Origin of the sequence: uncultured Nostoc sp. (assembly GCF_964247315.1) — a bacterium.
In the GTDB taxonomy this organism is placed as follows: Bacteria; Cyanobacteriota; Cyanobacteriia; order Cyanobacteriales; family Nostocaceae; genus Nostoc.
On the sequence record NZ_CAXTTT010000011.1, the window covers coordinates 36,754 to 61,161 of the forward strand.

The 24,408-nt window shown below is 41.6% G+C and carries 19 protein-coding genes, 1 pseudogene and 1 CRISPR repeat array; of the genes and pseudogenes, 10 read left to right on the forward strand and 10 right to left on the reverse strand.

Features of this window, described 5'->3' with window-relative positions:
- Positions 1 to 390 precede the first annotated feature (390 nt).
- A complete protein-coding gene (locus ACFE93_RS05660) occupies positions 391 to 1,497 on the reverse strand; it encodes a precorrin-8X methylmutase (protein ID WP_375472393.1) in 1,107 nt (368 codons plus the stop codon).
- Between the two features lie 295 nt (positions 1,498 to 1,792).
- On the opposite strand from ACFE93_RS05660, the gene ACFE93_RS05665 reads away from it, so the two are divergent.
- The 6 genes and pseudogenes from ACFE93_RS05665 to ACFE93_RS05690 all read left to right on the forward strand — a co-directional run bounded on the left by ACFE93_RS05665 (position 1,793) and on the right by ACFE93_RS05690 (position 10,772).
- Positions 1,793 to 3,700: a heavy metal translocating P-type ATPase gene (locus ACFE93_RS05665; protein WP_375472394.1), complete on the forward strand. Its 1,908-nt coding sequence runs from the start codon at positions 1,793 to 1,795 to the stop codon at positions 3,698 to 3,700.
- A 77-nt stretch (positions 3,701 to 3,777) separates the two neighbouring features.
- A pseudogene (locus ACFE93_RS05670) lies at positions 3,778 to 3,869 on the forward strand (IS1 family transposase); the annotation flags it as partial.
- 60 nt (positions 3,870 to 3,929) lie between these two features.
- Positions 3,930 to 4,790, forward strand: a complete 861-nt coding sequence (gene rsmI / locus ACFE93_RS05675) for a 16S rRNA (cytidine(1402)-2'-O)-methyltransferase (RefSeq protein ID WP_375472395.1) — start codon at positions 3,930 to 3,932, stop codon at positions 4,788 to 4,790.
- A 389-nt stretch (positions 4,791 to 5,179) separates the two neighbouring features.
- Positions 5,180 to 5,458, forward strand: coding sequence for a GlsB/YeaQ/YmgE family stress response membrane protein (locus tag ACFE93_RS05680; RefSeq protein ID WP_292738193.1), 279 nt, complete (start codon positions 5,180 to 5,182; stop codon positions 5,456 to 5,458).
- 59 nt (positions 5,459 to 5,517) lie between these two features.
- Positions 5,518 to 6,429 (forward strand): hypothetical protein, encoded by a 912-nt coding sequence (locus tag ACFE93_RS05685; protein WP_375472396.1) that lies wholly within the window; start codon positions 5,518 to 5,520, stop codon positions 6,427 to 6,429.
- A gap of 719 nt (positions 6,430 to 7,148) precedes the next feature.
- Entirely contained in the window at positions 7,149 to 10,772 is a 3,624-nt protein-coding gene (locus tag ACFE93_RS05690) for a response regulator (protein WP_375472397.1), read from the forward strand.
- A 256-nt stretch (positions 10,773 to 11,028) separates the two neighbouring features.
- On the opposite strand, the gene ACFE93_RS05695 is transcribed toward ACFE93_RS05690, so the two are convergent.
- Both ACFE93_RS05695 and ACFE93_RS05700 read right to left on the reverse strand, forming a co-directional pair.
- The gene (locus tag ACFE93_RS05695; protein WP_375472398.1) at positions 11,029 to 11,724 is read right to left on the reverse strand and encodes a Uma2 family endonuclease; all 696 of its coding nucleotides are present in this window, start codon (positions 11,722 to 11,724) and stop codon (positions 11,029 to 11,031) included.
- A gap of 228 nt (positions 11,725 to 11,952) precedes the next feature.
- Positions 11,953 to 12,969: a ribose-phosphate pyrophosphokinase gene (locus ACFE93_RS05700; RefSeq protein ID WP_104905999.1), complete on the reverse strand. Its 1,017-nt coding sequence runs from the start codon at positions 12,967 to 12,969 to the stop codon at positions 11,953 to 11,955.
- A 969-nt stretch (positions 12,970 to 13,938) separates the two neighbouring features.
- On the opposite strand from ACFE93_RS05700, the gene ACFE93_RS05705 reads away from it, so the two are divergent.
- Together ACFE93_RS05705 and bioD are read left to right on the forward strand one after the other, a co-directional pair.
- Complete coding sequence (locus tag ACFE93_RS05705) at positions 13,939 to 15,699, forward strand: protein kinase (protein ID WP_375472399.1); 1,761 nt, start codon at positions 13,939 to 13,941, stop codon at positions 15,697 to 15,699.
- On the forward strand, positions 15,699 to 16,394 hold the full coding sequence (gene bioD / locus ACFE93_RS05710; RefSeq protein ID WP_375472400.1) for a dethiobiotin synthase: 696 nt from the start codon (positions 15,699 to 15,701) through the stop codon (positions 16,392 to 16,394). The genes ACFE93_RS05705 and bioD overlap by 1 nt, the downstream gene beginning before the upstream one ends.
- Before the next feature lie 15 nt (positions 16,395 to 16,409).
- On the opposite strand, the gene ACFE93_RS05715 is transcribed toward bioD, so the two are convergent.
- Positions 16,410 to 17,306 carry a phosphorylase gene (locus ACFE93_RS05715; protein ID WP_375472426.1) on the reverse strand — a complete coding sequence of 299 codons (897 nt, stop codon included), beginning with the start codon at positions 17,304 to 17,306 and terminating at the stop codon, positions 16,410 to 16,412.
- A 299-nt stretch (positions 17,307 to 17,605) separates the two neighbouring features.
- Here ACFE93_RS05715 and ACFE93_RS05720 point away from each other — a divergent pair, with 299 nt between their 5' ends.
- On the forward strand, positions 17,606 to 18,862 hold the full coding sequence (locus ACFE93_RS05720) for an HhoA/HhoB/HtrA family serine endopeptidase (protein WP_375472401.1): 1,257 nt from the start codon (positions 17,606 to 17,608) through the stop codon (positions 18,860 to 18,862).
- Between the two features lie 59 nt (positions 18,863 to 18,921).
- Here ACFE93_RS05720 and ACFE93_RS05725 read toward each other — a convergent pair whose 3' ends face one another.
- Complete coding sequence (locus tag ACFE93_RS05725; RefSeq protein ID WP_375472402.1) at positions 18,922 to 19,122, reverse strand: hypothetical protein; 201 nt, start codon at positions 19,120 to 19,122, stop codon at positions 18,922 to 18,924.
- A 1-nt stretch (position 19,123) separates the two neighbouring features.
- Here ACFE93_RS05725 and ACFE93_RS05730 point away from each other — a divergent pair, with 1 nt between their 5' ends.
- Positions 19,124 to 19,876, forward strand: a complete 753-nt coding sequence (locus tag ACFE93_RS05730) for a hypothetical protein (protein WP_375472403.1) — start codon at positions 19,124 to 19,126, stop codon at positions 19,874 to 19,876.
- Between the two features lie 123 nt (positions 19,877 to 19,999).
- Here ACFE93_RS05730 and aroF read toward each other — a convergent pair whose 3' ends face one another.
- From aroF to ACFE93_RS05755, 5 genes are all read right to left on the reverse strand, one after another.
- Positions 20,000 to 21,058, reverse strand: a complete 1,059-nt coding sequence (gene aroF / locus ACFE93_RS05735) for a 3-deoxy-7-phosphoheptulonate synthase (protein ID WP_375472404.1) — start codon at positions 21,056 to 21,058, stop codon at positions 20,000 to 20,002.
- Between the two features lie 381 nt (positions 21,059 to 21,439).
- Complete coding sequence (locus ACFE93_RS05740) at positions 21,440 to 21,910, reverse strand: PAM68 family protein (protein ID WP_375472405.1); 471 nt, start codon at positions 21,908 to 21,910, stop codon at positions 21,440 to 21,442.
- Positions 21,911 to 21,921: 11 nt separating this feature from the next.
- Complete coding sequence (gene rpsO / locus ACFE93_RS05745; RefSeq protein WP_041565894.1) at positions 21,922 to 22,191, reverse strand: 30S ribosomal protein S15; 270 nt, start codon at positions 22,189 to 22,191, stop codon at positions 21,922 to 21,924.
- A 144-nt stretch (positions 22,192 to 22,335) separates the two neighbouring features.
- A CRISPR array of direct repeats spans positions 22,336 to 23,231; the repeat unit is 37 nt; unit sequence GTTTCAATCCCTAATAGGGATTTTAGTTGATTGCGAT.
- 346 nt (positions 23,232 to 23,577) lie between these two features.
- The gene (locus tag ACFE93_RS05750; RefSeq protein WP_375472406.1) at positions 23,578 to 23,901 is read right to left on the reverse strand and encodes a hypothetical protein; all 324 of its coding nucleotides are present in this window, start codon (positions 23,899 to 23,901) and stop codon (positions 23,578 to 23,580) included.
- Between the two features lie 179 nt (positions 23,902 to 24,080).
- Complete coding sequence (locus tag ACFE93_RS05755) at positions 24,081 to 24,260, reverse strand: high light inducible protein (protein WP_375472407.1); 180 nt, start codon at positions 24,258 to 24,260, stop codon at positions 24,081 to 24,083.
- Between the last annotated feature and the right edge of the window lie 148 nt (positions 24,261 to 24,408).

Below are 24,408 nucleotides of genomic sequence, written 5' to 3' on the forward strand. Positions count from 1 at the left end.
GATTATGGAGGAGACGGGCTAATTATACATCTGAGTTATCTTTAGTTCTAATTACTTCAAATTACTTATGCTGATTTATACTTCGCGGTAGCTTGGATAGCATGATAATTTATACTCTAATTGCCAAAGTCTGTTTACTATAAATTTTTCTAAGTTAGATTGCAACTTAGTACCAAGTTGGTAGTTATGGCCACAATTATGAATTATTGAATTACTAAAACTGGTAAAGTGTAGCAAATTCAATATTATTTAACAATATTATTTTCAGTAGTGCTGAGTGCTGAGTACTGAGTGCTGAGTAAAAATTCCAGTTTTTAGAACATTTTCATGCAAGACTTTTGAAACTCGTTTCATTGAGAGTGTCTTAAGTGAATACTTATTGTTCGGCACTTATTTGAGATAACAATGACAATCTGGCTTATCAATCAGTGACTCAACCAAAGCATTTAAGGCAGTTGCAGCTAATGCGCCACCTCCCAAAGTCCCTTCAACTGTAATATAAGGTATCCCTTGTTGCATCAGTTGTCGCTTGGCTGCGGGAGCATGGCTAAAGCCAATGGGCATTCCAATAACTAATGCAGGCTGAATTTTTTGGTTAGCGATCGCTTCACAAGCTTCCAGAAGTACTGAGGGAGCATAACCAACTACCAGCACACAACCATTACTTACTTGCAGCAATTTTGTTCGCCATTCTTGATGTTGCCAAAAGGCGAGCTCTGCTTCAGTGGCGGTAGTAATATGAGGGTTATCAATCAAGGTTTCGGTGTGACATCCCAAGTGAAGTAATCGGGTTTGATCTAAAGCCGCAGCAACCGTTTGAGTATCGACAACAATTTGACAACTTGAAGATAAAGCTTCTCGACTAGCTGCAATCGCATCTTGACTCAATTTAACAAAAGACACTAAACTAACATCGCCACAAGCCAAAACCAACTGAGAAATTAAATGCTGTTCAATTTCCGAACGCTGAGACAAATCAGGAAGTAAGCGTTGTAGCGATTCTGTAAAAGCTTCTGAATGATTATGAATTTCGGCATCCAAACCACTCCAAAGATTTTCTAATCCTCCCAATCCGGCTTGAGTTTCGACATCGAGTAACTTCAGTTGTGCCAAAACTTCCGCTTGGATAATTTGACAATGGCGATCGCGCCCCAATAATCCTTCTAATGCTGATGCAGTTTGTCGCAGTTGAGAAATTTGTTGCATCACCGCGCGATATTGCTGTTGGAGTTGTCCCATCAGGTTAACAGTTGTATCGGCTTCTGGTTCGACTTCCAAAATATTGCGGATATGGTTTAGCTGAAACCCCTGCTGCTTAAGCGCTACAATCCGTTGTAACTGGAGGACATCTTTTTGGGTGTAGAGACGGTAATTGCTGCGCGATCGCACTGGTTGCGGTAGCAGTCCTAATTGATGGTAATGTCGCACCATCCGCGGAGTCAAACCGCCGCCAACTGCATCTGTGAGTTCTTTAATAGTTAAGCTACCAGCATTCATGATTTACTCCAACAACGGCAAAATTCTTTGTAATTCTCCACAAGCCACCTGAAGAAATGGCGGTGCATTTTCATCTAAACTCCCTTGAGAACGTAATTTTAAAGCTAATAGTTAAATCGTCGCATTTACCCACATCCCGCTTTTAAAAAACGCTCCAAGAACACGACAAAGATTTAACTTTGCGTACCTCTGCGCTTCCCTCAGCGCCCCTTTGCGTTTCAAAATCATTATAAACCTTGACATTAACATTAATGTCAAGGTTTAGCCTAAGAGAGTCCCTGTTAATTCACCTCTCATGCTCTACCCACAGCGTTTTAACCAATTCACCAGAGAACACCCAGATACCGTAGCCGCCCTTTTGTGTGGCTTGCTGTTACTTTTCGGATGGTTCGCCTTGCATCTTGGCGCTTTGGGATTTGCATTCCTGCTGCTACCTGCTGCTTATGTAATTGGTGGTTACGAAAGTGCGCGAGAAGGATTGACTACCCTGTTCAAAGAAAAAGAACTTGATGTAGATTTGCTGATGATTGTCGCCGCCATTGGTGCTGCTAGCCTTGGCTTATGGCGAGGAGAATATCATCTAATTATTGATGGGGCAATTTTGATTCTGATCTTTGCCATCAGTGGTGCATTAGAAGGCCATGCAATGCAGCGAACTGAGCGGAGTATCCGCAGTTTGATGAACCTGACACCAGATACAGCAAGGGTTTTACTTCAAGAAAGGGAACAGGAAATTCCGATCAGTCAGCTAAAAGTGGGTGATGAAATTGTCGTCAAACCTGGAGAGTTAATTCCTACAGATGGAATTATTGTATCTGGTTACAGCACCCTCAATCAAGCTGCAATCACAGGCGAGTCTTTACCTGTAGAGAAAACAGTGGGCGAAGAAGTATTTGCCGGCACACTCAACGGCTATGGTGCATTGCGAATTAAAGTACACAAACCAGCCCAAAGCAGTTTAATCCAGCGTGTAATTCGTTTGGTAGAACAAGCAAAGACTCAAGCACCTCCTTCACAAGAGTTTATTGATCGCTTTGAGAAAGGATATGCCAAAGTCATTGTAGTAGCTGGGATATTGCTAGCAACTTTACCGCCATTTCTTTGGGGATGGGATTGGGAAACGACGATTTACCGCGCTCTTACTTTTTTAGTGGTGGCTTCTCCCTGTGCGCTGATGGCTGCAATTATGCCCACCCTGCTTTCAGGAATCGCCAATGGTGCAAGACAGGGGATTTTGTTTAAAAATGGGGCACAGTTGCAGAAGATTGGCAAAGTCCGAGCGATCGCATTTGATAAAACTGGTACTCTAACAACAGGACAGGTGCAGGTTTTTCAGGTAATTTCAGTTAGTGAATACACCCAAGCAGATGTATTAAAAACCGCAGCAGCAGTAGAATCATCTTCCGAACATCCCATCGGTAAAGCAATTGTACAGGCAGCTAGTGATTTAAATTGGGTTGCTGCAATCGAAGTGCAAGCCTTACCTGGACAGGGAATTGTCGGAATTGCTCAAGAACAACAAATAATTGTCGGGAATGCCGTTTTTGTACGACAGTATGTGACAAATTTACCTGAAGATTTCCAAGAAACAGTTCAATCTTGGGAGCAAGAAGGTAAAACTGTGGTTTGGGTAGCACAGGGAGCAGAGGTGATGGGTGTAATTGCGATCGCAGATGAGGTGAGAGTCGAAGCAGCCGCAACCATCAGCCGATTAAAAAAACTGGGAGTTGAACAAATTGTCATGCTAACCGGGGATAATCAGGAAACTGCTTACAGTGTCGCCAAAGCAGTCGGAATTGATCGGGTATATGCCCAACTTCTACCAGAAGATAAGCTAAATGTTATCTGCCGTCTACAGCAACAATATCAAACAGTTGCAATGGTGGGCGATGGAATCAATGATGCACCAGCCTTAGCGCAAGCATCTGTGGGTATAGCGATGGGAGTATCTGGTAGTGATGTGGCATTGGAAACCGCAGATATCGTACTGATGGCAGACAAGTTAGAAAAAATTGCTGTAGCGATACATTTGGGCAGGCGATCGCAACTCATAGTAAAACAAAATATAGTTGTAGCGTTGAGTTTCATTATGTTGCTTTTAGTCGGCAACTTTCTCGGAAATATTAACTTACCCATCGGCGTCATTGGCCATGAAGGTTCCACAGTATTAGTTACCCTAAGTGGACTAAGATTATTGAAATAAGATAGGACGCAATACAGTTCAGAATGAGCAACAAAACCCAGATATAGAGATGCGATTTATCGCGTCTTAAAAGACCAAAAATACCCGAAATCAGTGAAATTGATGAATTAGAAACTTTCGTCGGGTCAAAAAAAACAAAATTTGGGTATGGAGTGTGGTCAATACTCAATTCGCATTAGACGTAAATTATTATTTTGAACTCTTAACTCCTAACTCTTAACTCTTGCTCATGCAAACCGATCCAAAACCAGGAACACTTTACATTGTCGGCACACCAATTGGCAACCTTGAAGATATTACCTTTCGGGCGGTACGAATTTTGCAAACTGTCGATATCATTGCTGCAGAAGACACGCGTCATACTGGGAAACTGCTACAGCATTTTCAAGTTAAAACACCCCAGCTGAGTTACCACGAACACAATCGTACCAGCCGTATTCCAGAATTATTAGAGCATTTAGTTAATAATAAAGCGATCGCTCTGGTGAGCGATGCTGGGATGCCAGGTATTTCCGATCCTGGATATGAACTGGTGAAAGCCTGTATTCAAGCGGGAATTCCAGTAGTTCCGATTCCTGGCGCTAGTGCAGCAATTACCGCTTTGAGTGCAGCTGGACTACCAACAGATCGATTTGTCTTTGAAGGCTTTCTCCCAGCTAAAACTCAACACAGACAAGAACATTTAGAATCTCTGCAAACAGAATCTCGCACATTGATTTTCTACGAATCGCCGCACCGTTTGCGAGATACTTTGCAAGACTTAGCTCTTGTTTGGGGAAGCGATCGCCAAATTGTGCTAGGACGGGAGTTAACTAAATTGTATGAGGAATTTTGGCGGGGGACAATTGCCCAAGCGATCGCCTACTACACCCAACGAGAACCCCAAGGTGAATATACATTAGTAGTAGCGGGAATTCCACCAAGTCAGCCCCAACTGACAGAAGAAGAATTGAAAGCCGAATTGAAACAGTTAATTAGTCAAGGAATATCGCGATCGCAAGCTAGCCGTCAGTTAGCAAAATTTACTTCCCTTCCCCGTCGCCAACTATATCAACTAGCTCTTTCTATAGTCTCCAGTCCTGAGCCTTGAACGGCTGATATCGCTTTTTTAAAAATCAAAAATCTAGATGTGAAATGTATATATTTCTTTATTCTTTCTTCTTTTTGTGTCTTTCTCTACGAGATACTACACTTACCCATACAGGGAAGCTAGCTACACGTCGGGTCTCATATAGAATGCGGTTAGCTTCCTTATCTACATCTTGTATGATGTCAAATAGGACTGCTATACAAATACTTAAATGTACACAATATAACTAATTTGTATATTCATCCTCAAAGATGACTTGGCAAATATTCAAATGATATCTAAAGATTTCTGATATTAGTTCTCTAGATAGATCGGAAATTTTGGAGACAAACTTTAATATGAAAGAGTCAAAGGCAAACAAAGCAGATTTTCAGTGAAGGAGAAATTCTATGACTAACATTATTGCTTGGTTGGTTTTGGGTTTAATTGCAGGTGCGTTAGCTAAGTTATTTTATCCTGGAACCCAAGGTGGCGGTATTATATCTACCATTATATTAGGAATCCTTGGAGCCGTATTAGGTGGTTATTTAGGTCAAGTATTGTTAGGAAGTAGTTCGGCAGCAGCTGCATCTGTAGGAGCTTTATCTCTGGGAAGCATTTTATTTGCTGTTATTGGTGCAATGATACTAATTTTCCTTTGGGGTTTACTGACTCGTCGAGCTGTGTAATTACCTCAAATTTAGGTAACAATCTTGGGAATCACTTCTAACTGCAATAAACCGATAAAATGACATTAGAAAAAGAGCGAAGAACTATAGGAGTTTTCGCTGGGTATTCCGATGCACAATTGGTACTTCAGGAACTAAAAGCTTCTAATTTTCCAATGGACAAAGTTTCTGTTATTGCACGGAATACAGAAGAACAAAGTGATATTGCTGGTGTTGAAATTATAGAAAACACTGGCAATATATCCTCAAAAGATACTGCTGGAGCCGTTGCTAGTGATGCTTTCGCGGGTATAACTGAATTATCAGTCAGTGTAGCCCTCTTAGTCATTCCTCGTACAGGCTCAGTCATCTTAGCTGGATCGGAAATAACTGCGATCGCTACCACCTTAGCAGGTGGTTTGCCCGCTTTGTTCCTAAGTTTAGGAATTTCTGAAAAGCAAGCACAGAGTTATAGCGATCTTGTCTCTAAAGGTTACTATTTGGTGATAGTGACCGGTATAGACATAGAAATTCGTCTTGCCAAGAGGATTTTTAATCGCCGTGATATTCAACAATGGGGGGTTTATGAGCCATACTCGACCCCAAATAATCGCTATAGACACGCACTTGGTATTTTTTATCGGCGTCAAGACGCAGAAGGAGCACTTACTGAATTGAGAACCGCTGGCTTCCCAATGAGTCAGGTTTCAATAGTTGTTAAAAACACAAGCAGTCTAAATGATATTTCAGAGGTAGACATCAGCAGTTCTCAAAATAACTATACTAATTTAGGAATTTCTGATGAGCTAGCTAGACATTATGAACATCATCTGAATCTTGGTCATTACTTATTAATATTAAAAGGCACTGACATCTACGTAGCAGGTGCAAGAGCTATTTTAGAGAGTAACAAGATTCAACATTTTAGTATTTATAGTCAATCTGAACTTGATGTGGCTAGAAGCGATCGTCAGGTTATTAGCAACTTATAGTTAATATCAATAGCTTTTACAACACACCATAATTGTGCATATTCCTAATAATTTATAGTCTAAGTAATACTTTTGTACTATAAATAGATACTTCTATGGGTATAGGTTGTCTTTTGAAACCTTACATTTCCTATGGAATTATACCGCTTGCGATCGCTAAGGTTAAGGTTGCTGTGTAGATTTATGTACAATAATGGCATAGATATCATATCCTACAGCAAGAGCGAATATATTTGGTGTTTATATAAATTGTGTTTTTAGGAATTTAATTTTTAATATCCGGCTGTTTAATTTTACTATCAGCCTTTTTCTTAATGCCAAAGTTATTTAACCATTACAATATAACTTTAAGAAACACCATTTTTTATTTAAAAATAATATTAAGTTGATAATTTAAGCACAAGTGTTTAATTATCTACCGCCAGATTCAATTACAAAATCAGGTAGTTGCTTCTTTTAAAAGAAGTTATGCTACGAATAATTTATTGTGAATAAAATTGTTAAAAGGTTAGATAAAATATTCTAATTTAGATGTAGAATTATTAAAATAGCGTTACATTTGTAAAAAATGAGGATAAAAATGATAATTGGCGTACAAAAAACTAGAGATATCCTACATAAACTAGATTTAATATAATATGCCTCATGTATTTTGGATAGCTAAAACATAATCAAAATAGTTTTAAAAACAGAAATAATTTAAATACCTGTTTGGAATAATGTTGAACCGTTTGAAGATTGGAACCAAGATTGGAGCAAGTTTTGCCTTAAGTTTGGCAACTCTGACCACCATTGGTCTAATCTCCTACCAAAGCACCAATCAGCTAATTGAAACTTCGCGCCAAGAAAGCCATACTTACCGGGTGTTAAGTCAGCTTGAAGAACTCAACTTGCAACTGACAAATGCTGAGACTGGGCAACGCGGTTACGTTCTTACTGGAGAACAGCGCTATTTAGAACCTTATAATGCAGCCATTCAAGTACTGGATCAAAAATTTAAGGATCTTCAGAATTTAACAGCAGATAATCCCAAGCAGCAACAGCAGCTGGATATTTTACAGCCATTAATCACTCAGAAGTTGGACGAACTTAAAGAAACTATCGATTTGCGCCAGAACCAAGGTTTTGAAGCTTCTCAAAAGGTCGTTCTCACAGACCGAGGAAAGCAGCTAATGAGTGAAATCCGCAAAGTTATCCAGACGATGGAACATGAGGAGAATACACTGCTGAAACAGCGTTCTGAGAAGGCACAAACTGCTGCTCGGCAAACACTTGCCAGTATTGTTTATAGTATTCCCTTATTCTCATTGCTCTTAGCTTTGATCGGATTCACCTTGACCAGACATATCTCAGTACCGCTGAAGCGAGTTTCTGATTTGGCTCAAAAGGTGGCGGATGGGGATTTATTAGTCAGTTTACCAGATAGCGATCGCCAGGATGAAATTGGTGTGTTGACGCGCACCTTCAACCAAATGATCGTTAATCTGCGAAACATAACTCAAAAAAATGAGGAGCAAAACTGGCTCAAATCTAACTTAGCTGAATTTACCCAGATGCTCCAAGGGCAGCGAAATCTGGAAAGCGTGTCTCGAACGATCTTGTCAAATTTAGCACCACTTGTTGGGGCATCACAGGGCGTTTTTTATGTGATGGACTCTATAGACGACCAGCCTGTGCTGAAGCTGTTGAGTAGTTATGCTTACAAAGAGCGGAAAAACCTAGCAAATCAGTTTCACTTGGGCGAGGGATTAGTAGGACAATGCGCCCTAGAAAAACAAAGAATCCTCCTCACGGAAGTTCCCAGTGACTATATTCGTATCACTTCCGGCTTGGGAGAAGCACCACCGCTAAATATTATTGTGTTACCCATATTATTTGAGGCGCAGGTAAATGCTGTAATTGAACTTGCCTCTTTTGGGCCTTTTAACCAGTTACACCTGACATTTCTAGAGCAACTGAGTGAAAATCTGGGTGTATTTTTAAATAACATCGCCTCACAAGTGCAAACTCAGCAACTACTTGAAGAATCTGTTGCATTAACAGAGGAACTGCAAACCCAGCAAGAAGAACTACAGCAAAGCAATCAACGCCTGGAAGAACAGACGCAAGACTTAGAGGAATCACAATTTCTTGTCAAGCAGTCTAACGAGGAATTACAACAATTAAATGAGGAGCTAGAAGAAAAGGCAGAATTATTAGAAGTTCAAAATCGGGAAGTTGCCCGCAAGAACCAGGAAGTTGAGCAAGCAAGGCAGTCTTTTGAAGAAAAAGCTGAACAACTGGCGTTGTCTTCTAAATATAAATCGGAATTTCTCGCTAACATGTCCCACGAGCTGCGGACACCGTTAAATAGCCTATTAATTTTAGCAAGGCTGCTAGCAGATAACTCTCTTAACAACTTGACTGACAAACAGGTAGAGTACAGTCGGACTATTTACTCGGCTGGGACTGATTTGCTGGAATTGATCAATGACATTCTAGATTTAGCAAAAATTGAGTCGGGTACTATGTCGCTCGATATTGAGCAAATTGCTCTTGCAGATTTAGAGACATCTCTAGAGCAGACTTTCCGGCAAGTTGCCCACAATAAAGAACTCAGTTTTACTATTGAACGGGATGAGAAGTTACCCCCAACAATTTATAACGACTCCAAACGTCTGCAACAAGTGCTGAAAAATCTCCTAGCTAACGCTTTTAAATTTACACAACAGGGAGGTGTGAAATTACAAATATTCCAAGTTGATAATTCCACGATCGCTTTTGCCGTCAGCGACACGGGCATAGGCATTCCAGCCGAAAAACAGAAGATTATTTTTGAGGCATTTCAGCAAGCAGATGGCACTACCAGCCGCAAGTACGGGGGGACTGGCTTGGGCTTGTCCATCAGCCGTGAATTAGCTCAACTGTTGGGAGGGAGAATTGAACTACTCAGCCAACCAGGACAGGGAAGCACCTTCACCCTTTACTTGCCCAGACAACAGGAAAAGAATGGTCAAAATATCACCACACCTCCCTTTGAGCCAACCACCTCTATCCCTACAGCATCGACCATCAAAGAACTGCCAATCGTGGAAAGCAGACCCACAACTGTGGACATCTCTCCATCAGTGAAAGTGCTTCCCAGCTTACCCAACGATATTCCAGATGACCGGGAAATAATTCAACCAGGCGATCGCATTTTGCTAATTATCGAGGATGACGATAAGTTCGCCCGCATCTTACTAGATATGGCACGTCAGCAGGGCTTTAAAACTATTGTTGCTTTAGAGAGCAAACAAGGTTTAGCACTAGCAGAACAGTTTAAACCCAATGCGATTATGCTAGATATCCACATGCCAGAGATGGATGGTTGGACGGTGCTGGATCGTCTGAAGCATAAACCAGATACCAGACATATACCAGTACACATACTTTCTGTTGATGAAAGACAACAACGGGGATTACAGCTAGGAGCGATTACCTATTTACAAAAACCCGTGTCTCCAGAAGCGCTAACTCAGGTATTGACTGAGATTAAAGGTTTTATTGAGCGTCAAGTAAAAAATCTCCTAGTTGTAGAAGATGACCCCGTACAAGCCCAAAGTATTATCGAACTGATTGGTAACGGCGATGTCCAGAGTACAGCAGTCGGTACGGGGGCAGAAGCCCTCTCGATTTTGCGATCGCATCACTTTGATTGTATGGTACTGGATCTCGGTCTGCCCGATATGAGCGGGTTTGCCCTAATTGAGCAGATAAAACTTGAACCCAAGCTTTTGAAACTGCCGATAATTGTTTACACCGGGAAAGAACTCAGCCGACAAGAAGAAACCCAACTGCGGGGACTTGCAGAGACGATTATTATTAAAAATGTGCGATCGCCAGAGCGGTTGTTAGACGAAACTGCCCTCTTTTTGCATCGGGTGCAAGCAAATTTGCCCCAACCAAAGCGGCAAATGCTAGAGCAACTACATCAAACTGACCCGGTGCTGGCTAATCGGAAAATTTTAATTGTAGATGATGACCTCAGAAATATTTTTGCCCTAACCAGCTTTTTAGAAAGCTATCAGATGCAAGTGTTGTTTGCCGAAAACGGCAAAGATGGCATAGAGAGACTGCAAGCTAATCCTGAGATTAATATAGTATTGATGGATATCATGATGCCGGAAATGGATGGTTACGAAACCACCCGCGCCATCCGCCAGCTACAACAGGTTCGCTCACTACCAATCATTGCTTTAACTGCCAAAGCCATGCCAGGCGACAAGGAAAAGTGCATTGAAGCTGGGGCTTCTGACTACATCACCAAACCTGTAGATACTGAGCAACTGCTTTCACTACTCCGGGTTTGGCTGTATCGTTAAGGAGTCAACCCCTTTGGGGAATTCAAAATTTAAAATTCAAAATTCAAAATTATTATCCCCATAAATAAATTTAGGGGCTTGAAATAAGGATACATTATTTCTCGTGCTTCGTATCTCGAAATAAATCTTTTTTCTTGTCTATAAATTAATTTAGGGGCTTGTATCATGAGTCTGTTTTGGTTATCTTTTTTATTAGCCTTTTCCAAGAGGGCTTTTCTATACTTATTACATTCTTTAAAAAAAACTCAGTACATATCTATTTCCCATTTCCGATAGTCTCATTCAACTTTTGCATAAATTCTTGATGTTCAATGGCAGCTAAACCTGCTTGTAACACAGATAACACCGTTGCCATTTCTCCTGAAAGTAAGGCAGATACGGCCAACCACAACCCCGGAAACACCTGACTGCGAATAATTCCCTGCTCATCGGTTGGTAGCGAAACATACTCGTCCGCTTGCAACCTAAACCAATCCAACTGATTATCTAATGTTCGCCAGACAATATACTCCTGTACTCCATTCCGTCGATAGGTGCGTTTTTTGTCATGTAAATCGATGGCTGCACTGCTTGCTGCCACTTCTATCACCAGTTCGGGTGCGCCTTGGATATAATCATCCTCACTAATCAATGCCTGTCTGCCCGGAATGAATAGTACCGCGTCAGGCTGTGGTTCATTATCCGGATCTAAACGCACTGTGGGTTCAATCCCCAGAACAACGCCAGGGGTTGCAGTTTTATAGTTCCACAACCAGCCGATCAGGTCTCCATGTGGTTCACCATGACTTTTAATTCTCAGTGGCGATGCCATGATATATACAACTCCCTCAACCAGTTCAGCTTTTCTTAGATGCGGCATTGCCTGATAGCGCCGCTCAAATTCGCAGCGAGATAAGCGATCGCCATTTTCCAGAGGTAAAACTGAAATCCCTTTTTTAGGAGTTGTAACCATCCTTTTCTCCTCTTTACCCAAATTGTCCAAACTGAATCAAAATATTCTAATTTGCCAGTGCTGCATCCATTTTACTACCGCATATCAAAAAGCTCTTGTGCAGCGATTAGGGGTGCTTTCGCCCACAAGGGACGTTAGTGTTGGCGTAATAATCTAAAAGCAATAAGCCCACACTGCACCCGATCAAGGGGTCAATGTGGGTAATTTATCCCTGTAACGGGAATGTAATTAGCGGAACATGCTACTGACTGAAGTATCTTCATGAATTCGCCAGATAGTTTCTCCCAACAGATTTGCTACTGACAGCACCACTAGTTGTGAAAAACGATTGTTTTCTGGTATAGGAATGGTATTGGTGACAATGACTTCCTCAAACAAGCCACTGGACAACCGCTCCATCGCTGGTGGAGAGAATACCGCATGAGTTGCACAGGCATATACCTGACGCGCTCCTTCTTCACGCAGTAATCGCGCTCCTTCTGCGATTGTTCCTCCAGTATCAATCATGTCATCCACTAACACTGCCGTTTTGCCTTTAACATCGCCAATGACATTTAACACTTCAGCAACATTATGGGCTTGACGACGTTTGTCAATAATCGCCAGTGGAGCATCATTCAGTTTTTTCGCAAATGCCCTAGCTCGTGCTACACCACCAACATCGGGAGAAACAACTACCACGTCTGGCAGTTGTTTGCTGGCTAGATAATCTAGCAATACTGGTGAACCGTAAACATGGTCAAAGGGTATATCGAAATAGCCTTGAATCTGAGCCGAATGTAAATCCATTGCTAGTACGCGATTGGCACCTGCTTCGGTGATCAAGTTAGCAACTAGCTTGGCGGTGATTGACTCTCGTCCTGCTGTTTTGCGATCGGCACGGGCATAGCCATAGTAGGGAATTACTGCCGTCACCTGTCGCGCAGAAGCTCGACGACAAGCATCAACCATAATCAATAATTCCATCAAATTATCGTTTACAGGTTGACAACATGGCTGGATTAAATAGACATCACAACCCCGAATCGATTCTTGGATTTGAACGTAAAGTTCTCCATCCGCAAATCTTTTGCGAATCATTGGCCCCAAGTCCATGCCCAGATAACGAGCAACTTCTTGAGACAATTGTAAATTGGCAGAGCCAGAAAACAGCCGCAGGCGATGATTATCGTTCAGTCCTGTTGCAGATGGTTGCACTTTGAAAGTTGCAGAACTGAGCACAGCAGATCCTCTATGTGCGTTCATAGCAATATTATCATTAGAGATTTAATAGATTTAACCAAGAAATAGTCTAAAAAAACATCTGTAAGCTTTGTTGAAGCTTCCATACAAAATTTCAACATTTTTGCATAAATTTATTATTCGCTAATTATCTAGTATTCTTGGCAAACAAGCTATTGATAGCTTAACTGACATCAAGTGCATCCACTAGGTCTATAGTTCAATTTTTTGGTTGAGGTAAATAACCCTAATTGCTTAAACATTATTTGGTGTGGTAGGTTCTTCTAATTACCTCATTGATAGCTGAAAGTAAAGGATTGACAACTTTAGTGATATTAAAGAGTTTGTCCTCACACAGTATAGCACCTCTTTCTAAGTAGTCAAATAGTAACTTATTACTCTATTGCCTACGCATTGACAAAAACGACAATTATAGAGCCTATAAAACGCTAGCTGTGGACAAAATTTATCCACGCACCAGCAAGTTTTTAGATAAAGTTTAAATAAATATTAAATAAAGATATTTTTTTGATACTAAAACATTACTCAATAAAAATAATCCCATCTAAGTAACTACATGTAAATATTTTTACTTATAAGCTAGAAAAATTGTTCAATATTAATAACTTGTAAATTTTGAACCTGAACCTGAGCATCCTGTCAAGTGTAAGTTAGCAAATTGCTGCTGAATTAGTTAGCATACGTATTGCTGCCGGGATAAAATTAGTACTGTTGGGTGTGCTGTAATCTTTGGGTGGTTGCGATCGCTCCACTTGGGTGCAGCGATAACTGCATCCGTCCTGCGACTCAAACGGATGATAATTTTGGATGTTGGGGCGATCGCCACTCGAATAAATTTGGGAAATAGCCCAATGGCAGAATTTTTGGAATTTTACAGTAGAATATTGCCGCAGGTAACTGTACGTCGCCTCTTGAACTTAATCTTTGTGGGTGACTTCCTCCTCAGTTGCTACTACACTCAATCAATCGATCATGCAACCACCAATTACAGTTGGCACTGTCTTGCAAAACCGTTACCGCATAATTCAAATTCTCGGACAAGGAGGATTTGGTAGAACCTATCTGGCAGAAGACCAGAGGCGCTTTAACGAACTTTGCGCGATCAAGGAATTGAATTCAACAGCAAGGTCGGCTTTGGATTGGGAGAGGGCACAAGAGCTTTTTCATCGAGAAGCTGCCATTTTATATCAAATCGAACACCCACAAGTGCCGAAATTCCGGGAAAGATTTGAGCAAGATCAACGCTTATTTTTGGTGGAGGACTACGTTGCAGGTCAGACGTACCGAACCCTGCTGGCTGAACGTCAAGCTGTGGGTCAAACTTTCACACAGGCTGAAGTATTGCAGCTGATACAAATGTTGTTGCCTGTTTTAGAGCATATTCACAGTCGAGGAATTATTCATCGGGATATCTCGCCAGAAAATATTATTTTGCGAGATAGTGACGCTAAACCTGTGTTAATTGACTTTGGAGTGGTGAAGGAATTGGCAACGCGTTTACAATCGCCAGATAGTCCGCTACCAGGAACCACCGTAGGAAAACTAGGCTACTCTCCCAGCGAACAAATGCAAACAGGGGGAGCTTATCCTAGTAGTGATTTGTATGCATTAGCGGTAAGCGCAATTGTTTTGCTGACTGGTAAAGAACCAAAGGATCTATTCGATCAAAACCAACTAACTTGGAATTGGCAACGGTGGGTAAAAGTGAACCCACGATTTGCCCAGGTTTTGAATCGAATGTTGAATCATATACCGAGCGAGCGCTATCAAAGTGCTGCTAGTGTATCTCAAGCACTACAACCTTTACAGGAAGTCCGTCTTCCTAATGTAAATGTGTCTAACTTGCAGACAATGGCAGTTGGTCGCCGTCCTGACTTAGTAGCACCAGCAGCTTCGCCCAAGAAAACCGATCCTGTGATTCCACCAAGTCCCAGTAGCTCAATTTTGGATAATCCGTTAGCGATCGCTGCAATTGCCATTATTGTAGTGATCGTAGCAGGATTTGGTTCTTGGGCACTAGTCAGTTCCATCCGCAGTCAGTCGAAAACAGCAGATGAGACGCTTCCACAAAATTTCCCTTCACCAGTAATTTCTGGTGGTACTACATTCACACCCACACCAACACCCACACCAACATCCACACCCACGCTAACACCCACGCAAACACCCACACCTACTAACGATCTACCTGTTATATTTACTAAGCGCCTCAAGCTTTCAGCGTCTAAGCCAACCACGGTTGAAGGTACTCTCAAAGCAAATCAAATCATCCAGTACAGCTTTTTTGGGCGAGAAGGTGCTAAATTAAACACCTTTATTGACCCAGGAAGCAGCATTCTACTAACAGTCTTAAGTCCGAATGGACAAGCAATTGAGAATACTGCTCAACAAGTCACATTTTATCAAGGCACATTGTTGGTTACTGGTAGATACACTATAGAGTTAACTCTGCTTTCAGGAGTTGCCGAAAGCAATTACAACCTCAATATTGCATTAGAAAAACCAGTCAAACCAACACCGACAGAAACACCTTTGCCAATTCCTACAGAAACACCTTTGCCAATTCCCACAGAGACACCCTTGCCAATTCCCACAGAGACACCCTTGCCAATTCCTACAGAAACACCCTTGCCAATTCCCACAGAAACACCTTTGCCAATTCCGACCATTACTGAAGCGCCAACTTTGCCGCCGACTGATGGAACACAACCATTTTCTGGCCAAAGAAATTAATGTTAAACACACTACTGATTACTGGAACTGATACCGAAGCTGGTAAAACTGTTTTAACAACAGCGTTAGCAGCCTATTGGCAAAAATATTACCCGCAACGTCGCTGGGGAATCATGAAACCGATTCAATCGGGGGTTGGCGATCGCGAGTGGTATCAAAAGCTATTTGTGCTAGAACAATCTGCTGAAGAAATTACACCTTTGTACTTTCAAGCACCTCTTGCTCCGCCGATCGCCGCAGCACGGGAAAATCGCCGAGTAGATTTAGCACTTGTGTGGCAAGCTTTGTCTAAGTTGCGATCGCAGCGTGATTTTGTACTTGTAGAAGCCTTGGGAGGGTTAGGTTCGCCAATAACTGAGGAATTAACGGTAGCTGATTTAGCGGGGGAATGGCGTTTACCAACAGTATTGGTAGTACCAGTAAGATTGGGTGCGATCGCTCAAGCAGTGGCGAATGTGGCATTAGCTAGACAATCCCGCGTCAATCTCAAAGGCATTGTTTTGAACTGCGTACAACCCCGAACGGATACAGAAATAGCTGACTGGACACCATTTCAATTGATTCAATCACTCACTAACACGCCAGTTTTAGGCTGCTTACCCTATTTAGATAACCTGACTGATTTAGATAAACTTGCTCAAATAGCATCAGATTTAGATTGGGAAACACTAACACTTGAGAATGATTTAAATTGACATTATCGAACTCAATTACGATACAGCAACATTTTTGAGGATAGTCATCGGCCCTTGGGTTTTAAGAATCTCCATTTCTGCCGCGTTACGCACCAGCAGCGCACCAGCGAATCCTAATGAATTCACAGAGATAGATTGGAAATGCTCCTGCGATCGCGGTACGATCAACATCCATTCTCGTGTCGCTAGCAGATTGTAAGCACCAGATTGCTTTGCATCTAAACCTACAGCGTGACGCAAAGTGTGATAAATTTCCAGTGTTGCTTGGGCCCCTGCGAATGGCGATCGCACCCAATTAGAATTTAGTGATGCAAAAGCGTGTACAAAAGGAAGCTTTGCTAAAGTTGCGTTCGAGTTCTGAAATTGTGCTGATGTTAGTAAAGGTTCAATCGGTATTTGTAACCCTGAAGGGGCAAGTGGTAGGGGTACTAATTGTAAGTGCTTATGTCGCTGACTAGCACCTGCGGTTTTGCTACTGTTGTAAAATGCTAAACCATCGAAATCAGCCAAACACGCCCACATAGCCGTAAAATCTTTCAGGGTGAGTAAGCTTTCTTGTTCCTCGAAACCACGGGTGATAATTAGCAGATGATAATCAACAACATTGAATTTATTTAAAATACATACATGGGTATCAGAGATATCCGCCACAAATAAATCCTCTTCGTAGGGCAAAAAAGGATTAAACTCTTCACCAGAAGTAACAGATTGTTTTTCCTGTTTCTTCTTAGCTGCTTTTTTGCGATTCAGGTTAGACAAAATCCGTACTAAAAAGCGCACGCCATCCTGTTCAACAAATTCAAATTCTGTCGGAATCGACAGTAGCGCCCCGGATTGCAAAGCATATTCAGTCCGTTCTTTAACACTTGTCCATAAAGTGCCAGGTTTAAGTAAGATTTTCCCCTGTGCCATTTTTATTCCTTTAGGCATGATGAAGAGTGCTGAGTTCTGAGTTGAAAGACCGCCCACAAGGGGTCTTGCTCAAACCCAAGTACATAAATTACTGAGTAATTCTGAATTTACTCAGCACTCAGCACTCAGCACTAAGTTTGGTAAAGAGTACGCAGCGATGTACGTCTCTACGAATGACTATATTCCAATACGGTTCAATAAAATACCAAAGCTTTCACAACAACGCAATACCTCCGCAACAAAACTGTCACAAATCATATCTACATTAGTAATACATCTAAATATCTTTCCAGACAGCAATGCAAAACGAATCTCGCGACAGAGAACACCCATTAAATAGCATTTCACATAACACTGCTGATGCCAAATATCATAAACCCTGGAGAAAGGCTGCCGCCTCTCTATCGCTGGTGCTGCTGGGATCGGGTATGACATTGGCAGGCGGTTATATGGCTGGACACTCTCAGCAAGTGTCTGAAAGTGCATCTAATTTGGCAGTAAGTCGAGTAAATGCCGCTCCTCCAATACCAGCAGGCACAGATCCTAATTTTGTTATCCAGGTGGTGCAAAAGGTCGGGCCAGCTGTGGTGCGAATTGACTCTTCCCGAACCGTAAAAACCCAGATACCAGATGAATTTAACGATCCACTTTTCCAACGCTTTTTCGGCTCTCAAATGCCAGAACAACAGGATCGCGTAGAACGGGGTACTGGTTCAGGTTTTATTATTAGTGCTGATGGTCGTATTCTTACCAACGCCCACGTAGTTGATGGTGCTGATACCGTAACAGTAACACTCAAGGATGGGCGGAGCTTTAAAGGTAAGGTGCTAGGAAAAGACGAGTTGACCGATGTTGCTGTTGTGAAGATTCAAGCAGACAATCTCCCGTTAGTAGCCTTGGGTAACTCAGATAAACTACAACCCGGAGAATGGGCGATCGCGATCGGCAACCCCCTTGGATTAGATAATACAGTAACTACCGGAATCATCAGTGCTACTGGACGCAGTAGCAATCTAATCGGCGCTCCTGATAAGCGAGTAGAGTATATTCAAACCGATGCAGCAATTAATCCCGGTAACTCCGGCGGGCCTTTGCTAAATTCCCGTGGCGAGGTAATTGCCATGAATACAGCCATTATTCAAGGGGCACAAGGATTAGGCTTTGCTATTCCTATCAACACAGCACAACGCATTTCCAGTCAATTAATAGCTACAGGTAAAGTAGAACATCCTTACCTGGGAATTCAGATGGTGGGGTTAACACCTCAGCTAAAACAAAATATCAACTCAGATCCCAATAGCGGTTTGAGTGTGAATGAAGATAAAGGTGTATTAGTTGTAAAAGTTATACCAAATTCACCAGCTGCCAAAGCAGGGATACGTGCTGGTGATGTAATTCAAAAGCTTGGCAATCAAGCAGTCACAGATGCCAGCAGTGTCCAAAAGGCAGTAGAAAATAGTCAAGTCGGAAGCGACTTACGTATGGAATTACGTCGCAATGGGCAGAATCTTAATATAGCTGTGCAACCTGGTGCTTTCCCTGCACAAGTACAGTAATCGCTGTGGTGAGACGTTTTGAGGAATTTTTGAGTAGTAATATCAACTTCTAACTAAATTCAAGATAACAAAGAAAGCTCAAAATAAAGCCGTCCTACTAATGACAGGACGGCTTTATTTATAGGTATATATGCACCAGAGGCGATCGCGGGGTCTACGTGCATCATGGATGAGCATGAAACAAATACAGGGATTTTTCTGATGTCTTCACCTCGATATTCCCCGTATTTGTAGAGTTGTACGACCAACTTAAAATTCATTATGCAGCTTACACTCATCCTTCAGCTACAGATTGCTTTATTTATTGTATTCCTCTTACTAGTTATATCCATCATCAAAATTTTGCTTCAGAGGAAAGCTTTGTATATCTACCAACAATCCACAGAACTGTTTAAGCAGTCCGTACACCAATACCAAAAATCTGTAGAGCTTTTTAGACAAGCTATAGATGAGTACGAATTCCTACTTCAGGAACATGGGATAGATACATCAAAACTAAAAGCTAAAGCTCCTCAGCAACCAATATCCCCACTACCGTTCCAATTCAAAGTAACTCAGGAAGAAATAGACATTAACAACAAGTATTTGCACAGCGAATTAATTGCTTTAACGAATAACGTAAACACAGCTAATCAATTACTGGCAAAACACAGGCAATTGTACCCCGGTAAATCTGAGAACTGGGTTTTAAAACAAGTTATCAGTAACTTGAAGCTCAAAAACTCACAGGAACAACTACGTTCAAAAACAATACAAATACAAACCGAAGTTTCTCTATCTCAAACGTCAGATACGCCATTACCAGACCTGAAAAAAATGAAGAGGCAAACTAGTAAACCAAAAGTAGTGCCTAAGAATAATCCATTGTACAAAGAACTTCTGAATTTACTCAATGGTAATGAAGAAATTGCCAATCGATTGATTACACATCAGCAACAATTAAATCCAGATAAATTAGAAAACTGGATTTTGGAAAAAGTTATTGGCGATATAAAACGTGATCGGCGTGTTTGAAGAACGTAAGCGATATTTTTAGTAAGCGATTCATCGCTCATAGTAAAGTCTATCAGGACTAAAGTCCTGACTACAAACTTGGAGTTATGCTGAGATACCTGATTATGAAGTTGCAACTGAATTTTAAGCTAGAGCCACTGCTGGTTGCTGCCAGCGTCCTACTGCCTTACCAATTACTGCCAATTCTTGCATCAAGTTATCGAAACGGTCTGGTGTCAGAGATTGGGGCCCATCCGATAAAGCTTTGGCAGGATTAGGGTGAACCTCTATCATCAGGGAATCTGTGCCAGCTGCGATCGCAGCCATTGCCATTGAAGGCACAAACTCAGACCAACCTACGCCGTGGCTGGGGTCAATCATGATTGGCAGGTGAGTCAGTTTTCGTAACACAGGCACTACCGATAAATCCAGTGTATTTCGCGTATATTGACGGTCAAAGGTGCGTATTCCCCTTTCACACAAAATTACATTGGGATTGCCAGATGCCAGAATATACTCGGCTGCCATTAACCAATCTTCAATAGTAGCTGCCATTCCCCGCTTCAACAGAACTGGTTTCGGCTGCGCTCCCACTTTTTTGAGCAAGGAGAAATTTTGCATATTTCTTGCTCCCACCTGAATCACGTCAGCAACTTCGGCAATTTTATCCAGGTCTACGGCATCCATCACTTCTGTAATAATACCTAGTCCGCTAACTTCCCGCGCCCTTGCCAACAAATCCAAAGCACTCTCGCCGTGTCCTTGGAAGGCATAAGGTGAAGTCCGGGGTTTGTATGCCCCTCCGCGCAAAAATGTGGCTCCAGCCGCCTTGACGCGCCGCGCCGTCTCCACAATCATTTCTTCATTTTCTACGGAGCAGGGGCCAGCAACGACTACCAAAGGCTGATGTTCGCCAAATACTACTGCTCCATCAGGAGTATTAACCACCACTTCCGAAGCTTCGCCGTGGCGGTACTGACGGCTAGCTCGTTTGTAAGGCTGCTCTACCCGTAACACCTGTTCAATCCAGGGGCTAAGTTCCTGAATTTGTAATGGATCTAAGCTGGCAGTTTCACCTACTAAACCAATAACTACTTTGTGTTGACCTACAATTTTTTCTGGAGTTAGCCCCCAGCTAGTTAGTTCCTCATCAATGCGGTTTATTTCCGCCTCTGGAGAACCACATTTCATTACTATAATCATCTGAAAGTTCCTGATTAATTAATTGAGTAAAATTTTCTGTAAATAGGCTAACTTTATTGTTGCCTATTGGCCTAATTACAAATAGTTAAAAACAAAATTTGTTTACAAAATATAGCAAGGAACTGGGGACTAGGGACTAGGTGAAAAGTCTTTATTGTGTCTAAGTTTTATCATCTATCAATGTCCTAATCACCAAGGCTTTTGCTATAAATAGATAAAATCTAGCGCTCAGTCAGTAGTTTTACTGCTGAATAACTAAGTATGGAGTATAAAAAATTGCATAATTTTAATTAGCAATGTTGAAGTTATAAAATTTCAACTTCAACATTCACTTCTTCATTTACCCAATACCACAGTTACTTAATACCTGAGCGCCGTTCATTATAAGTTTTTTTGCCGAGTTTCGCGCCAAGCTGCCACCATTCGTCCCCAATTGATGTTGAACTCACCTAAACCTAGCAAACTTCCGACTTTTTCTTCATCCCAAGAGGCAGAGAGAACGCCATAAGTTATCCCTAAAACCCCCAAACCAAATAATCCCATGTTCACCAATAACACGGCGATGGGAGGTAGTCGGATATCGGAGTAGGTAGCAAGCAGATAGCTCACAACCAAGGCGCTAATACCCAAAGCTGTTGGTACACCAGAGAACCCAGCTACCCGTCGGATCATCCGCTGGCTGACTACTTGGGGAATTGCCATCTCTTGTTTGCTGTAAACCACTTTTTTATCAGCCTGTTTGGCAGATTCTTGGGGCTGTGCTGCTGGTTTACTTGGAGTTTTTGCGGGTTTTTGGCGCTTTTTGTTCGGTTCAAAGGGCAAACGACTGCGTTCAGATTCTTCAGCAGACATAAGCGGTAGTCCTATCCACGAATACCGAGACGAGCAATCAAAGCTTGATATTTTTCCCGGCTTTCCTGCGATATATAAGCTAGAAGACGCTTGCGCTGGCCAATTAGCTTCAACAGTCCCCGCCGGGAAGAATGGTCTTTTTTATTTGCCTGGAGATGTTCGCTGAGGCGGTTAATGCGCTCAGTTAGCATGGCTACTTGGACATCGGCCGAGCCAGTGTCAGTTTCGTGAACTTGGTAGTTGGAAATTATTTCTTGTTTCCGCAGTTGCGTGAGGGCCATGGTCGATTCAGTTTCTAGTTTTTCTAAAATGTATGCAGCAGTCTCCTATAATATCACAGCCCTCAAGCTGGATGTAGAATGACCCTTGAAGTAATATTTGTACTTTTTGATACTATTTTTTAAAGTTAAGTTTCGGTATAATTCGTTCCAATCCCTGATAGGGATTTTAATTGATTACGATCTGATTTAATCGAAGAACTGGCTAGAGGGAAGGCAGTTTCAATCTCTGATAGGGATTTTAGTTGATTGGGATGAGAAAATCATAGCCTGTGAGTTTTTCTAATTCGTCGTTTCAATCCCTAATAGGGATTTTAGTTGATTGCGATTCAACGATCGCAAATTCCTCATCATCAACATCCCTGTTTCAATCCCTAATAGGGATTTTAGTTGATTGCGATGCTACACCGTGATTAATTACACCAACGTTACCTAAGTTTCAATCCCTAATAGGGATTTTAGTTGATTGCGATCGCCTACACGCTAGCTGGCTTTGCGACATCGTTTCAATCCCTAATAGGGATTTTAGTTGATTGCGATTGTCAGGTAGCCCGCGCAGAAGTGCGCGATCGCGTTTCAATCCCTAATAGGGATTTTAGTTGATTGCGATATTGCCAGCATTGACCAAGTGGTAAGCGGTGAATTGTTTCAATCCCTAATAGGGATTTTAGTTGATTGCGATCTAAATGTGAGAAAGAAGTCGTTGAGGAAGTAATTAGGTTTCAATCCCTAATAGGGATTTTAGTTGATTGCGATATTGATTGGGTTACGGAAGAATCAGTGTTTGAGGGTGTTTCAATCCCTAATAGGGATTTTAGTTGATTGCGATAATTTGGATCGAGAATCAATCATTACTGAGGCGGTAGGTTTCAATCCCTAATAGGGATTTTAGTTGATTGCGATCTTCAAAAAAATCTATAGCATTTGGATTGCAGTTTCAATCCCTAATAGGGATTTTAGTTGATTGCGATTAGCCAAGTCTAAATTCGATGCTGCCCAGAAAGTAGTTTCAATCCCTAATAGGGATTTTAGTTGATTGCGATCGCAGGCGTCTGAAAGGCTTGTATTATTTGATTTTCAAGGTTCAATAGTGCGAATGCAAAAATCATAACATAAGAAGTGACAATTGTGCTAACTGTAAATAGCTGAAAGTCAGTCTACATAAGGTGCGCGGATGGGTTCAAGGTGCTACAGTCCTCAAAGCCTTGTATATACAGCAATTTAGCCATTTTTGTATTCTCCCTTCCTCAACACCTACCCATCCGCGCATTTAGCAAAAAACTAATCAGATGGGAAAGCTGTTTACTTATAGATATCCTACTCGATTAAGTCATCGGACTTTAGGGTGATGCCTACGCCTACGCAATTCCAGCATCCCCATGACTAACCTTATTTGGCAACGTCTTCAAAATCTGTTATCGCACAAGCAAATTCTCTAAAAGCTGTTTTAATCAGAACCTCTTTCGTTCCTCTTTCTAGGGAAGAGTTGCGTATGAGGTCTGTTAATTCTATAAACAATAGAGAAAACATAAAACGATCTTGGCGGTCAACTTGTTTCAAGCAAGACAAGATAAACTGATAAAGCTCTGTTTTTCTGGGTTTGGTCTGTTCATCCCATATTTGCAACCCAAGCCGAAAAGTTCTCAAGCGGATTTCATTGGTGTTGAATGACGCGTCTTTGTAGCGGACTAATACGCGTTGAGGTATATCCATGAGTTTTAGCTATACATATTCAATGTAAAGTCATTATTCACTTATATTTTGGCTCAACCGGAAAAATTTGAAATTTTGCACCAATGGCAACAGCCACTATCAGCTAGAAACGAATGATTTGTGTGGAATATAAAGAGTTACATAGGGTAGTACAGCCGTTCTACCCTACTATTATCAATTTAGAGAATACCCCAGAAATGGAGTACCCCTTGACCAGAAAAAGCTTCAATCAAAATTGCAGATACAAAACCAATCATTGCAAGACGACCGTTCCAATTTTCACTCTGAGGAGTGAAGCCAAAACGCACAGCATTAGGATCTTCTGAAATAATAGGCGCAGTATTCTTAAAATCTGACATAAGCATAACTCCAAAGTTCAAGTTTTGTAGCAGTTGTAACTCTCTGTAAAGTAATGTAACAGATGTTTAAAAAAATGCAAGATTGAGTTAGTTAGGACTTAAGCACTCTCTACGAATTATTATCTATCAGACGCTGCGCGATGCTGAT